This window comes from Acinetobacter sp. TR3 (assembly GCF_027105055.1).
Classification (GTDB): domain Bacteria; phylum Pseudomonadota; class Gammaproteobacteria; order Pseudomonadales; family Moraxellaceae; genus Acinetobacter.
Genome location: NZ_CP114264.1, coordinates 2,216,296 through 2,231,345, shown reverse-complemented (window position 1 = coordinate 2,231,345; position 15,050 = coordinate 2,216,296). Strand labels below are relative to the sequence as shown.

Sequence of the window (15,050 nt, the reverse complement as noted above, 5' to 3'; positions counted from 1 at the left end):
GATAAATGAAAAGCAGCCAGTTTCTATGTGAGTTACATTAATCATCTAATTTTTTTGGCATAGCTATTGCTTGATGCTGATTGAAAAATATCTATGTCCACACTCTAGAAATATATAGAAAGTATTTTTCGTCTGATTCGTTCCTGAAACATATTTCACGATATTTTTTGTGTTTTTGGAGTGAAATCTTTTGCTTATCGCTATATTTTTGAGAATATATCGTTAAGTATGAAGTATATTTTATCGTTCTGATTTCAATAAAATTAGAATCTTTAAAATGCGATCTTTGCAAAAGGGGAAAAGGCTTCATAACTTGGGTTGCACTAGATTGAGCTGTTTTTTTAATTTCTGTAGCAAACTGGTATGAACTCACATTAGGTGAAATGGAATTTCATCATGCTGTGAGATTTTATTTTGATTCATAACACCATTAAGAATAGCAAAGCCCTAATCTCTGTTATTTTTAGCATATTTTTATCTTTCAATATGTTTTTAAAAATATATCGATTTATGAGGAAAAGTGGCATGTCGATCAATATGAAAGTGATCCGTGTTTTATGTTCTATCTTTGGTTGTAGCGTATTTTCTAGTAGCAATGTTTTTGCGAATGAGTCTGTAACGGTCTATGCTGCAGCAAGTTTGACCAATGCGGTGAATGAATTAGATGCAATCTACGAACAAAAAAATAAAGTTAAAGTAAAGACTTCGTATGCGGGTTCTTCAATGCTAGCTAAGCAGATTGAAGCAGGTGCACCAGCTGATGTATTTATTTCGGCCGATGTGCAATGGATGGATTATTTACAGAATAAGCAGCTTGTTTCAGCAAGTGATCGCGTGAATTTACTGGGTAATCATCTAGTAGTGATTACCCCGAAAGACCGCCCAATTAAATTAAAAATGGATAAAAACGTTGATCCGAATAAAGTGATTCAAGGTAAACTCTGTACGGGCGATACCAAAAGTGTGCCCGTGGGTAAGTATGCAAAGCAAGCGCTTACATCATTAGGATGGTGGGATAAACTTGAGCCACGTTTGGTGGAAACAGAAGATGTGCGAGCTGCTTTGAATTTTGTAGCGCGTGGTGAATGTCAGGTGGGTATTGTGTATGCAACCGATGCTGCAATTAGTAAAGATGTGGTCGTCGCAGGTATATTCCCTGAGAATACGCATTCACCGATTATTTATCCGTTGGGTCTCGTCAAGAAGAATGCTGAGTCGATGAAATTCTATAAATTTTTACAAAGTAGTCAGGCAAAGACAGTATTTAAAAAATATGGTTTTAGCGTAAGTAAGTAACTGAATCATCATGCTGACTCCTGAAGAACTCGATGTACTTAAGCTGTCATGTAAAGTGGCAGCAACCTGTCTTATCTTTAGTTTGATTCCTGCTATTTTGATTGCTTGGGTTTTGGCTCGAAAAGAGTTCTGGGGAAAATCTCTGTTTGAAACGGTGGTGTTTTTACCTTTGGTTTTACCTCCCGTCGTACCAGGTTATTTGCTATTGCAGTTATTTGGCAATCGAGGACTTTTGGGGCAATACCTTGCACCCTTGGGTCTAGAGTTTGCTTTTAATTGGAAAGGGGCTGTGTTGTCTTCTGCGGTGATGGGCTTTCCCTTATTGGTACAATCCATTCGACTCTCCATTGAACTGGTCGACCAGCGTTTAGAAATGGCTGCAAAAACTTTAGGTGCATCTTCCTTCGGGGCATTTATGCAGGTGACATTACCTCTTGCCAGTAGTGGTATTTTGGTGGGGAGCATTTTATGTTTTTGCCGAAGTTTGGGTGAGTTTGGTGCAACCATTACTTTTGTCGGCAATATTGCCAGTGAAACACGGACACTGCCTTTAGCGATGTATAGTCTGATGCAGCAGCCTGATACTGAAGCAGCAGTATGGCGATTGATTATCTTGTCTTTGTCTGTGGCATTTTTTGCGTTGTGGTTTGCGCAATGGTTCAATCGTTATCAAAAAAATAAGCGTGGGCATTAACGATGATTGATTGTCATATCCAACTCAAACAAGGGCAATTTGATCTTGATCAACGCTTTCAGTCTGATCAGCCCGTGATTGGTTTATTTGGAGCTTCTGGTTCAGGCAAAACCACGATCTTACATAGCATTGCAGGCTTAGTTACGCCGCAAGCAGGTTGGATCAAAATCAAAAATCAAACATGGTTTGATCAGGCACAGAAAATTAATCTGAGTACACAACAACGGCGTATTGGTCTTGTCTTTCAGGACGCGCAGTTATTCCCGCATAAAAACGTCAAGCAGAATCTATTGTTTGGATTTAAGCATATTCAACCGCAGCAACGTCAGTTTGAAGTGGATTATATTATTGAGTTACTCAAGTTAGAACATCTGATTGAGCGAATGCCCATCAAACTATCTGGCGGGGAAAAACAGCGTGTCGCATTGGGACGAGCATTGCTGTATTCGCCACAATTGTTGTTATTAGATGAGCCACTTTCTGCATTGGATGCAGCACATAAAGCAGAGATCATTCCTTTTTTTCAAAGGATCAAACAGGAATTAGGCATTCCAATGTTATATGTCAGCCATGATAAATCTGAGATTGAGCAGCTCACCCATGAGATCTGGTATTTATAAATAGCGCTGTAATAAAGCCAGAAATTTCTGTACTTCCTCATCATTGACATGATCAACATCTTTTAATACATGCTCTTTCAAGTGCAATTCCATCAGTTGATTCATTAAACCATTGACTGCGCCTTTGACCGCAGCAACTTGCTGTAATACCTCTATACATGAACTTTCAGGATTTAATAAGGACTTTTCTACGGCCGTCATTTGTCCTTGAATCCGTTTCACACGATTTAAAATTTTCTTGTCATGGTGTAGATGAGACATACTTTTTTTCCAAAAAAATATATACTAGGGGGGAGTATATTTGAAAGCTAAAACAAATGCAGCATACTAACCTAGAACGCCGTCATTCTCATCAGTTTGATCAAGGAAATCCTTTAGCACAAAAAAGAATTCTCATCGCTACAATCTTGACCGCGATCATGATGGTGTTTGAAATCTTAGGGGGATGGTTGTTTAACTCAATGGCATTGCTCGCTGATGGTTGGCATATGAGTTCACATATGCTGGCTTTAGGTCTAGCTTATTTTGCTTATCGAATGGCACGTCATTATGCCGATGACCCACGCTTTAGTTTTGGGACATGGAAAATAGAAATACTCGCAGGGTATAGCAGTGCGATTTTGCTGATGGTGGTTGCTTTATTGATGGGGATTCAGTCCATCGAACGATTATTTCATCCTGTTACCATTCATTTCAATGAGGCCATTCCAATTGCAATCATTGGGCTGATCGTCAACCTGATCTGCGCATGGTTATTACATGAGGGTGGGCATGAACACCATCATCATTCGCATGAGCATCATCATGACGATCATCATCACCCACATGATCACCATCATCATGATTTAAATCAAAAAGCCGCATTTCTACATGTGGTTGCGGATGCAGTGACTTCCGTGCTCGCGATTATTGCTTTATTTGCTGCGAAATATTTTAGCTGGAATTTTTTAGATGCCTTGCTTGGAATTATTGGTGCATTACTGGTTGCGAAATGGTCTTGGGGACTTATGCAAGAAACAGGAAAAACATTAATCGATGCTGAAATGGGGCATCCTGTGGTGCAAGAAATTAAAGAGGTGATTGCCGAATTTCCACAAGTTGAGATTACAGATTTACATGTTTGGAAGGTTGGAAGAGGCAAATTTTCTTGTATTCTTGGATTAGAAACAACGATGTCTGATCTTAATCCTGATCAAGTCAAAGCTGCATTGGCAATTCATGAGGAAATTGTGCATGCATCGGTGGAAATTCATCATATTCAATAGATTGGAATGACTAGAGTTGATTTATGCATCAACTCTAGTGAGGATTTTTATACAAATAGGTATAGAACTAAACCACAAAGTGCAGAAGCGAAAATCACATAGAGCACATTTATTTGGAATTTAAACAGCGCAATCATTGCAGCAATTGTGATGATTGCCGCTTCATAATTAAAAGCGTGATCGAAACCCTGTGGCCACAACACATGATAACTAAAGAACAGTGCCAGATTGAGAATAACCCCCACGACAGCAGCGGTAATTGCCGTAAGTGGTGCAGTAAATTTAAGTTCATTATGAGTGGATTCAATAATCGGAGCACCTGCGAGAATGAACACAAAGGAAAATAAAAAAGTAAACCATGTAACAATGACAGCACCGAGTGCACCCGCCAAGAACAGATGATCTGCACCTAATAAGGCATGGTTAAAGCCCCCTAAAAACCCAACGAATGCAACCACCATAATCAGTGGGCCTGGGGTACTTTCACCCAATGCTAATCCATCAATCATTTGGGTTGGACTGAGCCATGCATAGTGATTCACCGCACCTTGATAAACATAGGGTAATACGGCATAAGCTCCACCAAATGTCAGTAATGCAGCTTTGGTAAAGAACCATGCCATTTGGGTATAAGCATGTTCCCATCCTAAGCTTAGGGTTAAACTGATGATTGGGATACACCATAATAATGCTGCAATAACGAGGATTTTAGTCAGTTGAGTCCAACGGAAAATAGCATGTGCAGGAGGAGGCGTATCATCGTCAATCAGGGCAGCACCATAATGTTTTTGCTTGCCTTGATGGGTGCTTTGAGTTGCAAATAAGTGTGGTTGCTTTTTACTCAGTAAATAGCCCAGTATCGCGGCACTCAATACAATCAATGGAAAGGGAATATTGAAGAAAAAGATCGCGATAAAAGCAGCAGCGGCAATCAAATATAAGAAATTGTTTTTGAGTGAGCGACTGCCAATGCGATAGGTTGCATGAAACACAATCGCCGTGACTGCAGGTTTGATGCCATAAAATAATCCAGCAATAATCGGCACATCACCAAACTGTACATAAATCCATGACAAGGCAATTAGAATAAATAAAGAAGGCAGCACAAATAGAATGCCTGCAACTAAGCCACCTGCGGTTCGATGCATCAACCAACCAATATAAATGGCGAGTTGTTGTGCTTCAGGGCCAGGTAAAAGCATGCAATAGTTGAGTGCATGTAGGAATCTTTTTTCAGAAATCCAACGTTTCTGTTCAACCAATTCTTGGTGCATCACTGCGATTTGACCTGCTGGCCCCCCAAAACTAATAAAGCCTAATTTCAGCCAAAATAAAAAAGCTTGCCAAAAAGGGATAGAGTCCAGAGCTTTTATTGGGTCAGATTGCTGCATAATTATTCTCAGATAGAGCGTTTATTTTCTGAATATCGCGAGTTGTATTGCACACCATAAGAAGTTGTCGATTCTAAATGAATCCAATTCATTTCTTTATATATTTAATTGCTTTAATAATTCAAATTAATGACTTTTAATAAATTTTTCTGATTGCAAAATAATAAAAATAAAGTGTTTATATCGATAAAAAATATAAATAACGCACTTTTTCTTATTTTTAATCATAAAGCATGCCGCATACCATAAGCCTATATTGTTGAAAGATCATCTAATTATGGGCATCAAGAACTCTAAGCCGCTAATTGTTACAGCGATCGTCCTTGTGGCGATTGTTGCTTTTATTGTCTATCAAAATCAAAAAGATGTTGTACCTGTTCAGTCTAAAAATAATAAAGCGGTGGTGATTGCCTATCAAACAGGTGTTGATCCAACCAAGGTTGCACAAGCCAATGGTGATTATGAACGTGATAGTAATCAAGCAATTCAATGGCGCAAATTTGATGCAGGTTCAGATGTGGTTAATGCATTGGCTTCGGGTGATGTGGTAATCGGAAATATCGGTTCTAGTCCTCTAGCTGCTGCTGCAAGTCGTGATTTACCGATTGAGGTATTTCTGGTGACGGCTAAATTAGGCGGTTCAGAGGCATTGGTGGTGAGTAACAAATCAGGCATTAAAACCCCTCAAGATTTGATTGGTAAAACCATTGCCGTACCATTCGTTTCAACCACGCATTACAGCTTATTGTCAGCGCTCAAGCATTGGAATATTGCGGATAACCAAGTCAAGATTATTAACTTACGTCCGCCTGAAATCACAGCAGCTTGGGAGCGTGGTGATATTGATGCGACTTATGTTTGGGAACCTGCATTAAGCAAAGTCAAAGCCAGTGGTCATGTATTAACAGATTCGAAACAAGTCGGCGAGTGGGGCGCACCAACCTATGATTTATGGGTGGTTCGTAAAGATTTCGCTGAAAAAAATCCAGAGTTCTTAAAAGCATTCGTAAAAACCAGCTTGAAACAAGTTGAAGCGTATCAGCAGGATCCAAAAGCATTTGAACAAAATGCGGACAATATCCAGAAAATTGCTCAGCTGACAGGCTCTGATGTGAAAGATATTCCCTTACTGTTGTCAGGCAATATTTATCTGAATGGTCAGCAACAACACGCGACTTTAGCGGGTGAGTTCGCCAAAAATATTTTCGACACAGCAACTTTCCTCAAAAGCCAAGGCAAGGTGGATCAAGTAAAACCTGATTATCAAGGTAATGTCACCACCCAATTCTTACAGCCATAGGAGATCTAAATGAGCGTATTAGCTGCCGAGCATCTTCATTTAACCTTTCCAAAACAGACCGTGCCTGTATTACAAGATATCAATCTGAAGATTGAAGAAGGCACTTTGACTGTGATTTTGGGGGAGTCTGGTTGTGGTAAAACAACATTGCTCAACATCTTGGCGGGTTTTCAAAAGCCAAGTTCGGGGCAGATTACACTGGATCATGAAGTGGTGACTGCGCCAGATGCACGCCGTGCGGTGGTATTTCAGGATCATGCGCTATTACCTTGGTTAAATGTCTCTGAAAATATCAGTTTTGCTTTGCAGCTCAAAGGTTTGAAAGCGCAAGACATTCAACAGCAAGTCGATGCAATTCTTAAAATTGTCGGCTTGAGTCATGTGGCTAAAGCCAATATTTGGGAATTGTCAGGTGGTATGAAACAGCGCGTTGGTATTGCACGTGCCCTGATCAGCCATGCGGCATTCATTTTGCTGGATGAACCTTTTGCTGCGCTTGATGCTTTTACCCGTGAAACTATGCAGCAGTTGGTTTTGGATTTATGGATTGAGCAAAATAAATCCTTTTTCCTGATTACCCATGACATTGAAGAAGCACTATTGCTGAGTAATCAATTGGTGTTGATGACGGCTCGTCCAGGTAAGATTGTCGAAACTTTAAAACTGGATTTCGCTGACCGTTATAAGCAAGGTGAATCGATCCGTGCAATTAAATCTGATCCTAAATTTATTCAATTACGCGAGCAATTGTTTGAACGCCTGCGTGTGCAGAAACAGGTAGGGCATGAGGTGGTTGTATGACAGGGCAAGCAAAGAATACAGCCTATGAGGTGAGTAAGGTCGAGGAACTACAATCGATAAACCAAGCACAGTCGGGTTCTATTTTTAGTCCAATTGGTGCTTTCTTTATTCATCATCGTAGTTTAGCACTCAGTCTTTCCAGTGTTTTGAGCGTATTGGTAATTTGGTATTTGATCACGGCATTAAAAATTGTTCCGAGTTTATTTTTGCCAAGCCCACAAGCGGTATGGCAGAAGTTCCTTGAAGTTAGCCAACAAGGCTTTATGAAAGCCACCTTGTGGCAGCATTTGGCCGCGAGTATTTCTCGTGTCTTATTGGCTTTAGTTGCTGCGATTGCCATTGGTGTGCCTTTAGGTTTATGGATGGGTTTAAACAAATGGGTACGTGCAGTGCTTGATCCATTGGTCGAGTTATTGCGTCCGATTCCACCCTTGGCCTATTTGCCACTATTGGTGATCTGGTTCGGGATTGGTGAAACCACTAAAGTGCTTTTGATTTTCTTTTCGATCCTTGCACCTGTGATTATCAGCAGTACCCATGGCGTACTCAGCCATCAGCTCAACCGCGAGCGTGCAGCATTGTCTTTAGGGGCGAGCCAATCCCAAGTGTTTTGGCATGTGATTCTGCCGACGGCCTTACCGCATATTTTAACGGGTATTCGTATTGGTTTAGGTGTGGGCTGGTCGACTCTAGTGGCTTCGGAATTAGTCGCAGCAGATCGCGGTATTGGTTTTATGGTGCAGTCTGCGGCACAGTTCCTGATCACCGATACCGTGGTGCTGGGCATTATTGTGATTGCGATCGTCGCGGTTAGTTTTGAATTGTTTTTGCGTTGGTTACAGAAGCAATTATCTCCTTGGTATGGCCAACAGTTATAAGTGTGAGTAGTAGAAGATGACCTTAAATATTGAAGTTATTAAACCAACAATCGGTGCAATTATTCACGATGTTGACTTAAACACGGCTGATGAAAATACTACGCAACAAATTCAACAGGCTTTGCTGGATCATCATGTGATTTTCTTCCGCAACCAGCAGCTTGCACCTCAGGCACAAGCTGAGCTTGCGCGTGGTTTTGGTTCTTTGCACATCCATCCGATCTATCCATCTATTGATAATGTGCCTGAAATCATTGTATTGGATAGCTGGAAACAAGACTTACGTGACAATGAACTATGGCACACCGATGTGACTTTCAGTCAGAAACCGCCATTGGGTTGTGTATTACAAGCCATCAAGATTCCACCTGTCGGTGGTGATACACTTTGGTCAAGCGGGGCAGCGGCTTTTGCTGCCTTGGATCAAGGTTTACAGCAAAAGTTAAAAGGCTTAACCGCAACACATGACATTCGTCAGTCTTTCCCGATTGAGCGTTTCGCGCATAATGATGTTGAGCGTAAAAAACTGGAAGAAACCTTTAAGCGTAATCCACCTGTTGTTCACCCTGTGGTGAGAACGCATCCAGTAACGGGTCAGCCGATTTTGTTTGTGAGCGAAGGTTTTACCACGCGTATTAATGAGCTGGATGAGACTGAAAGTGCTGAATTGCTACAGTATTTATTTGCGCATGCCACCAATGAGCAGTTTCATTTACGTTGGCAGTGGCAGGCAGGTGATGTAGCGATTTGGGATAATCGTTGCACACAGCATAAGGCTTTATTTGATTATGGTGAGGCGCATCGAATTATGCATCGTGCCACGATTAATGGTGATGTGCCGTTTTATCAAGCGGCAAGTTAAGGCTTTATTTAGATTAGAAAGCTTGGGTAAATCCTGAGCTTTTTATTTTATAGTTCGATCGTCTTTGTGGAATCTTACGGAGATCTCATCTTATTTTTGGATAAGCTTTCAGCTGGAGTTACTTTTGTTTCGGCAAAAGTAACCAAAACCATTGTCATCCACAAAACCTGTTTACTTCCATCATCTCTTTAAATTAATCGCAGAAATGGCATTTGATTAATCTCACGCAGGTTGTGGATGACCTGTAGCACCAGTGATTCCTGAGAAAAGTTCTATATAAAATGGTAGATAGCACTAATTAATCCAAAATTTTCAAAGTGTTATTTAATTAGAAATGAGCCTCTTGTTTATAGATCGAAGGCGCTTGTCCCGTCCAACGTTTAAAGGCACGTCGAAATTCACGTAATTCGCTAAAACCTAATTGCAGGCTAATCTCACTTATGGATAGGTTCTGTTCCAGTAATTGCTTAGCTTTACGTTCCAGTACATTTTGCCGAATTTGTTGAAAACTAAGCCCTTCTAATAATAATTGCCGTCTTAAATGGCGTTCACTGATACGTAATTGTTCAGCAGCTTGCTGCATCTCAAAACGTTCAGGTAAATGCTGTTCAATCAAATGATCGAGTAAATGTACATAGCCGACTTGATTGAGCTGGTCGATTTCTTTTAAGGCCTGCTCACAGATTTGGATAGCAGTTGCGTAGTTGGCAGGGCTGTAATTTTTTAAGCTGCGCTGCAACAGGCTAGTGCTAAAACGCATGATATTTTTATCACGGTTAAATTGTATCGGGCAACCAAAGATATGGCTATATTGTTGTTGATATTCGCTTGGGAAATAGCTGAGTTCAAGGCTGATGACATCCTCATGATCACCTAGCATTGCATTTAAACAGGTAATGATGCTGCTAAATAATTCATCATAGAAAAAGGCTTTCAGTTCATTGCAGGGATAGGGTTCAGTGACTTCCAGCTCACACAAATCAGCGTGGATGGAAAAGTTAATATTCAAGACACTGCCAGAAATCCGATGGTAGCGCAGCGCAATGTCTAAAGCATCTGCAACGGTTTTACAGGATTGCATGGCAAAGCCCAAAATCCCCATCGAAATCAGACCTTCGCTACTGCCAAGTTTTAAGCCTAGGTTAGGTTGTTGATAAGCTGTCATGGCTTGACGAACAACATCACAGAGTTGGCTAAAACGAACCACACCTTGGGTTTGCTGTATTTGTGCAATATCTAAACCTGAATTCTGAAACCATGCAGCATAATCCCACTGTTGCTGCTCTGCATAATGGATCAGGCTCGCCAGAATGGTGGGTGGAATAAATTGCTGTTGATCATTTTTATCGCTGCTACGTATAGGCATAAGTCCGTTTTGCCCCCCAAAGAAAAGTGTCTTTAACCCTGTTGGGTATCGCATAATTTTGATTAACTTTCAACATGCTTTAACACAGTTAGAAAAAGAATTGAAAAAGGAAAGCACCAATGTATCAGGTGGGTTGGGATAAGCAGCAAATTAAAATAACACCGAAAGGTTATGCCATGTTTGGTTATGGGCAATGGTCTCATCGTGCCTATGAGCAGCGCACAGCTTTATTTGCACGTAGTGTGAGCATTGTCGATCAACACGGCAATCGACTTCTGATCTGTTGTCTGGACGTAGGTTGTATTACCCATGCGATGCGTAGCCAAACAGTAGCGCGACTCACAAAAATTCTAGATTCACCATTTGATGAAAATCAATTGGTCCTTATGGCAACCCATACCCATTCTGGGCCTGGCGGTTGTGGGCATGAAGCTTTATACAACATGCCGACACCGGGTTTTGTGCCTGAACATTTAAATGCCATTGTAGAGGCACTTGTACAGAGTATTCAAAATGCGATTGTTTCTGAACAAGACACCGAGATTTTCTTGGAGGTTCAACATTTTCCAGAACAGACACCTGTCGCATGGAATCGTTCAATCAAAGCCTATAATCGGAATCCAGAAGTTCAACCACGTACCGAAGCTGAAACGCATTTAGCCTTGAACCGAGAAATGCAGCTGATTGGTTTCTATCGTGAGCAACATCTACAGTCCTTGATTTCCTTATTTGGGGTACATGCAACCTGTTTGGGAAATTCTTTAAACGCCTATGATGGTGATAATAAAGGTTATGCAGCCGCATTTTCGGAACAAGCTTTAATTGAGCAAGGGATTCAAAATCCAGTCACGATTTTTGCCCAAGCCACCGCAGGCGATGTATCACCGCATTTTCATGGCAAAGATCAGCTCAAGATTCGCAATAAGATTAAAGGCGAACAGGAATATCAATACGCGCAACAAAATGGGCGTTATCAAAGTGAATTGGCTTTGACAGCCTTACAATCAAATATTCCTAAAAATTTGCAGAAAGTCGAAGGCAAGATTGATGCCGTTATGTCCTATGTAGACCTGAGTAATATTGAGATTCCAGATGAGTTTGCAGCGGGTCAAAAGCATGCAAAGACCAGTCAGCCTTGCCATGGTACGGCTTTTTTTGCAGGAACACCTGTCGATGGTTTAGGTGCGCCAAAAGTTTTAATTAAAGGGATGCAGTTTTTAGCCGATCAATTTCGCAAACAAAAAACTAAGCATCCCAAAGCAGCTGATTTTGCAGAATATCAACAGCTGTATGCCTCTCAAGGACCAAAACAGATCTTACTGGAAGCGGGTACTAAAAAAATTCTAGGTCAGCCGATTGGTTTTCCGCCGAGTATTCTTGATCCGTTGATTGCAGAAATGAACCGACAAGTCAAAGCTGGTGCAATTCAGCACAGTCCTTTAGTCCCAAGTGTAGTTCCCTTACAGATTGTACGATTAGGTCAATTGGCTTTGATTTGCTGTCCGGGAGAATTTACCACCATCGCAGGGCGAAGAGTGGTCGACACCGTTAAACAGACACTTGCCGTACATGCTTCAATTGAAAGCGTTTGGTTAGCATCGTACTGCAATGATTATATGGGTTATGTCACGACCTATGAAGAATACCAACAGCAAGCTTATGAGGGTGGGCATACCTTATTTGGTCAATGGACATTGGCAGCTTGTCAGAGCAAATTCAAAGAATTAGCAGAACAATTATTATTAGAAAAAACTAAACGTCATTACGATGAAATAACACGACCACAGCCGATTCCAGAAAACGAACTCGCAAAACGCACTAATCATGGCAATTTAAAAACTGCCGTTAGCCAAGGAGAGGCGGTATGAGTAATTTAACACAAGGCATCTGGACGAACTGGTCAGGCTTTCAAAAAGCCAAGCCACAACAGATTTTACAACCAGCCAATGTGCAAGAGCTACAGTCCATTGTTAAAGCACAACAAAAAATACGGGTAGTCGGTGCAGGGCATTCCTTTACGCCGTTGGTGTGTACCGATGCGACCTTAGTATCTTTAGATCATATTGCAGGCATTGCATCGACTGATCTTGAACGATGTCAGAGCAATATTTATGCGGGTACACGATTATACGATTTAGATCAGCATTTACAGCAGCAATCCATCAATCAGGCTTTGATGAATCAGGGTGATATTGATCAGCAAAGTCTGGCGGGTGCGGTTTCTACAGGGACGCATGGTACAGGAGCCGATTTGCATTGTATTTCGGCTTATGTTGAAGCTTTTGAGTTATTGACGGCATCAGGTGAAATCCTAAAATGCAGTCGCACAGAGAACCCTGAAATCTTTGCCGCAGGGCGGGTTTCTTTGGGTAGCTTGGGAATCTTAACCAAGATCACTATGCAAAATCGCCCACGCTATAAACTCAAAGAACATATTGAACTTTGTCCTGTGGAAGACATGAAGCAGCATATTCAGCAATGGAAGCATCAGCATCGACATATCGAGTGCTTTGTGTTTTCCCATGAAAAGCAGTTGATGCTGAAAACCTTGGATGAGACCGATGACGAGGTTTTGCCACGCAAAGAGAACTTTCCATCGGATGATACTTTACTGACTTTATGTTCTGAGTTGACCAAAAACTTTCCTTCACTGAATCCTTATTTACAAAAACTTTTGGGAATCTTTGTCAAACCGACCACCTATGTCGATTGGTCGAGCAAGATCTTTCCGACACCACGAAATACTAAATTTAATGAAATGGAATATCAGATTCCTGTTGATCAAGGGCTTGCTTGTTTAGACGAAGTATTGCATGCCTTAAGAACGTATAAAGTCGCCACCTTTTTTCCGCTCGAATTTCGCTTTGTGAAGGGTGATGATATTTGGCTCAGTCCTTTTTATCAGCAGGACTCGATTTCGATTTCAGTGCATCAATATCATAAGCAAGACCCACGATTGATTTTTGATGTGGTTGAGCCAATCTTGCAAAAATATCAGGGTCGTCCGCACTGGGGTAAAATGCATCATATGACCAGCACACAGCTTCGGGCTTTATATCCAAAGTGGGATGATTTTATGGCGTTGCGTCAGCAGCTTGACCCAGAAGCCAAGTTTTTAAACCCCTATCTGGAAAAGCTGTTTTTAGGTTAAATAGATTTTTTATGAGTTAAAAGTATTTAACGGAATCATATCGAGTTCTCATCCAATTAAGGGTTAAGCTTTCAGCTAGACTTACTTTGATTTTGGCCTGAGAAACGTTTGAAGCTTCTAAGATGTATTTAAACGCTTGCCTTTGCCAAAGCTTTAGTTGCTTTGGCTTGCTACAGCTTGTAGACGACATTCCGTTGTATAAGATGGTTTTTTAGGATCAGGATTAAATAAAAAAGGTATAGCCATGTTGGATCATTATTTTAAACAACTCAATCTCGATCTCAAAAAACAGGGTATTGCGATTCCGCAACTTATTGTGGATGCGGCTGCGTTAAAACAAAATATCCAACATGTGCAACTGCGCTTGTCACATGCACCACATTTAAAAGCCCGTTTGGTGGTGAAATCTTTAGCGAGCCTAGACTTGCTCAAGTTGCTATCTGAACAGATCAATACACAACGCTTTATGGTATTTCATCAACCGCATCTTGTTTCGATCTTAGAAAATTTTGCCGAAGCGGATATTCTGTTGGGTAAACCAATGCCTGCTCAAGCAGTGCATCAGTTTTTTGAGCAGCATTCGGAATGGTCAAATGCCAACATTCAATGGCTGATTGATACCAAGCAACGCTTACAACAGTATCTTGAGATCGCTCAGCTCTATTCTCTGTGCTTGGATGTGAATATTGAGATTGATGTTGGTTTACATCGAGGAGGAGTACAGTCCGCACAGCAATTGACGGAAATTTTAAAGTTGATTCAACAGCACCCCCAGTATTTAAAGCTTTCTGGTTTGATGGGCTATGATGCGCATGTCACCAAAATCCCTGCGATGATTAAAAAACCTGAACTGGCTTATCAAAGTTCGCAGCAGACCTATGCCAACTATCAAAGATTGATTCAAAAACAGTTCCCAACGCTGTGGCATGATGAGCTTTGTTTTAATGGCGGTGGTAGTCCAACCTTTAGTTTTCATACCACTGAAAGTGTCTGTAATGATTTGTCTTTTGGTTCAATGCTATTAAAACCAAGTGATTTTGACAGTGATTTTTTAAAGGCTTTACAGCCTGCTTTATGGATTGCATCGCCAGTCTTAAAAGTTTTACCTTTTACCCAGCTACCATCAATGTCTTTATTGGATAAATTGCCACATAAGTGTAAGGCACTGTTTATTTATGGGGGCTATTGGCTGGCCAATTATGTATATCCAAAACAAGCGCATCCACATGCATTGTATGGACGAAGTAGTAATCAGGAGTTGGTGAATGTACCGAAGGATTGTAATATTCAAGTCGATGATTTTGTGTTTTTAAGACCGACGCAGAGTGAAGCGATTATTCCTCAATTCTCAGAATTAAAACTATATCAGCAACATGTTTTTGAGACATGGCAAACTTTCCGTGAATGAAAGGCTGTTGAGCAGCTG

General features: G+C 40.9%; 14 protein-coding genes. 11 read left to right on the top strand and 3 right to left on the bottom strand.

Annotated features, from left to right (window positions below; all coding sequences use genetic code 11):
- Positions 1–537: 537 nt before the first annotated feature.
- The 3 genes from modA to O1449_RS10565 are packed head-to-tail and all read left to right on the top strand — an operon-like array spanning position 538 to position 2,610.
- Complete coding sequence (modA, locus tag O1449_RS10575; protein WP_269239704.1) at positions 538–1,296, top strand: molybdate ABC transporter substrate-binding protein; 759 nt, start codon at positions 538–540, stop codon at positions 1,294–1,296.
- 10 nt (positions 1,297–1,306) lie between these two features.
- Positions 1,307–1,990, top strand: a complete 684-nt coding sequence (modB, locus tag O1449_RS10570) for a molybdate ABC transporter permease subunit (RefSeq protein WP_269238281.1) — start codon at positions 1,307–1,309, stop codon at positions 1,988–1,990.
- Between the two features lie 2 nt (positions 1,991–1,992).
- On the top strand, positions 1,993–2,610 hold the full coding sequence (locus O1449_RS10565; RefSeq protein ID WP_269238280.1) for an ATP-binding cassette domain-containing protein: 618 nt from the start codon (positions 1,993–1,995) through the stop codon (positions 2,608–2,610).
- On the opposite strand, the gene O1449_RS10560 is transcribed toward O1449_RS10565, so the two are convergent.
- Complete coding sequence (locus O1449_RS10560; protein ID WP_269238279.1) at positions 2,605–2,871, bottom strand: metal/formaldehyde-sensitive transcriptional repressor; 267 nt, start codon at positions 2,869–2,871, stop codon at positions 2,605–2,607. The genes O1449_RS10565 and O1449_RS10560 overlap by 6 nt on opposite strands.
- Positions 2,872–2,927: 56 nt before the next feature.
- Here O1449_RS10560 and dmeF point away from each other — a divergent pair, with 56 nt between their 5' ends.
- Complete coding sequence (dmeF, locus tag O1449_RS10555; protein ID WP_269229895.1) at positions 2,928–3,875, top strand: CDF family Co(II)/Ni(II) efflux transporter DmeF; 948 nt, start codon at positions 2,928–2,930, stop codon at positions 3,873–3,875.
- A 47-nt stretch (positions 3,876–3,922) separates the two neighbouring features.
- Here the strand turns inward: dmeF and chrA are convergent, their stop codons facing one another.
- Positions 3,923–5,266 carry a chromate efflux transporter gene (chrA, locus tag O1449_RS10550; protein WP_269238278.1) on the bottom strand — a complete coding sequence of 448 codons (1,344 nt, stop codon included), beginning with the start codon at positions 5,264–5,266 and terminating at the stop codon, positions 3,923–3,925.
- Positions 5,267–5,525: 259 nt separating this feature from the next.
- Between chrA and tauA the strand changes: the two genes are divergently transcribed.
- The 4 genes from tauA to tauD are packed head-to-tail and all read left to right on the top strand — an operon-like array spanning position 5,526 to position 9,107.
- Entirely contained in the window at positions 5,526–6,566 is a 1,041-nt protein-coding gene (gene tauA, locus O1449_RS10545) for a taurine ABC transporter substrate-binding protein (protein ID WP_269238277.1), read from the top strand.
- A 9-nt stretch (positions 6,567–6,575) separates the two neighbouring features.
- The gene (locus O1449_RS10540) at positions 6,576–7,367 is read left to right on the top strand and encodes a taurine ABC transporter ATP-binding protein (protein ID WP_269238276.1); all 792 of its coding nucleotides are present in this window, start codon (positions 6,576–6,578) and stop codon (positions 7,365–7,367) included.
- The gene (tauC, locus tag O1449_RS10535; protein ID WP_269229898.1) at positions 7,364–8,245 is read left to right on the top strand and encodes a taurine ABC transporter permease TauC; all 882 of its coding nucleotides are present in this window, start codon (positions 7,364–7,366) and stop codon (positions 8,243–8,245) included. The genes O1449_RS10540 and tauC overlap by 4 nt, the downstream gene beginning before the upstream one ends.
- 16 nt (positions 8,246–8,261) lie before the next feature.
- On the top strand, positions 8,262–9,107 hold the full coding sequence (tauD, locus tag O1449_RS10530) for a taurine dioxygenase (RefSeq protein ID WP_005205078.1): 846 nt from the start codon (positions 8,262–8,264) through the stop codon (positions 9,105–9,107).
- 328 nt (positions 9,108–9,435) lie between these two features.
- On the opposite strand, the gene O1449_RS10525 is transcribed toward tauD, so the two are convergent.
- The gene (locus O1449_RS10525; RefSeq protein WP_269238275.1) at positions 9,436–10,527 is read right to left on the bottom strand and encodes an AraC family transcriptional regulator; all 1,092 of its coding nucleotides are present in this window, start codon (positions 10,525–10,527) and stop codon (positions 9,436–9,438) included.
- A gap of 65 nt (positions 10,528–10,592) precedes the next feature.
- On the opposite strand from O1449_RS10525, the gene O1449_RS10520 reads away from it, so the two are divergent.
- The 3 genes from O1449_RS10520 to O1449_RS10510 all read left to right on the top strand — a co-directional run bounded on the left by O1449_RS10520 (position 10,593) and on the right by O1449_RS10510 (position 15,032).
- Positions 10,593–12,341: a neutral/alkaline non-lysosomal ceramidase N-terminal domain-containing protein gene (locus O1449_RS10520; RefSeq protein WP_269238274.1), complete on the top strand. Its 1,749-nt coding sequence runs from the start codon at positions 10,593–10,595 to the stop codon at positions 12,339–12,341.
- A complete protein-coding gene (locus O1449_RS10515; RefSeq protein WP_269238273.1) occupies positions 12,338–13,624 on the top strand; it encodes a D-arabinono-1,4-lactone oxidase in 1,287 nt (428 codons plus the stop codon). Before O1449_RS10520 ends, O1449_RS10515 begins: the two co-directional genes overlap by 4 nt.
- A gap of 244 nt (positions 13,625–13,868) precedes the next feature.
- Positions 13,869–15,032: an alanine racemase gene (locus O1449_RS10510; protein ID WP_269238272.1), complete on the top strand. Its 1,164-nt coding sequence runs from the start codon at positions 13,869–13,871 to the stop codon at positions 15,030–15,032.
- The last annotated feature ends 18 nt before the right edge of the window (positions 15,033–15,050 follow it).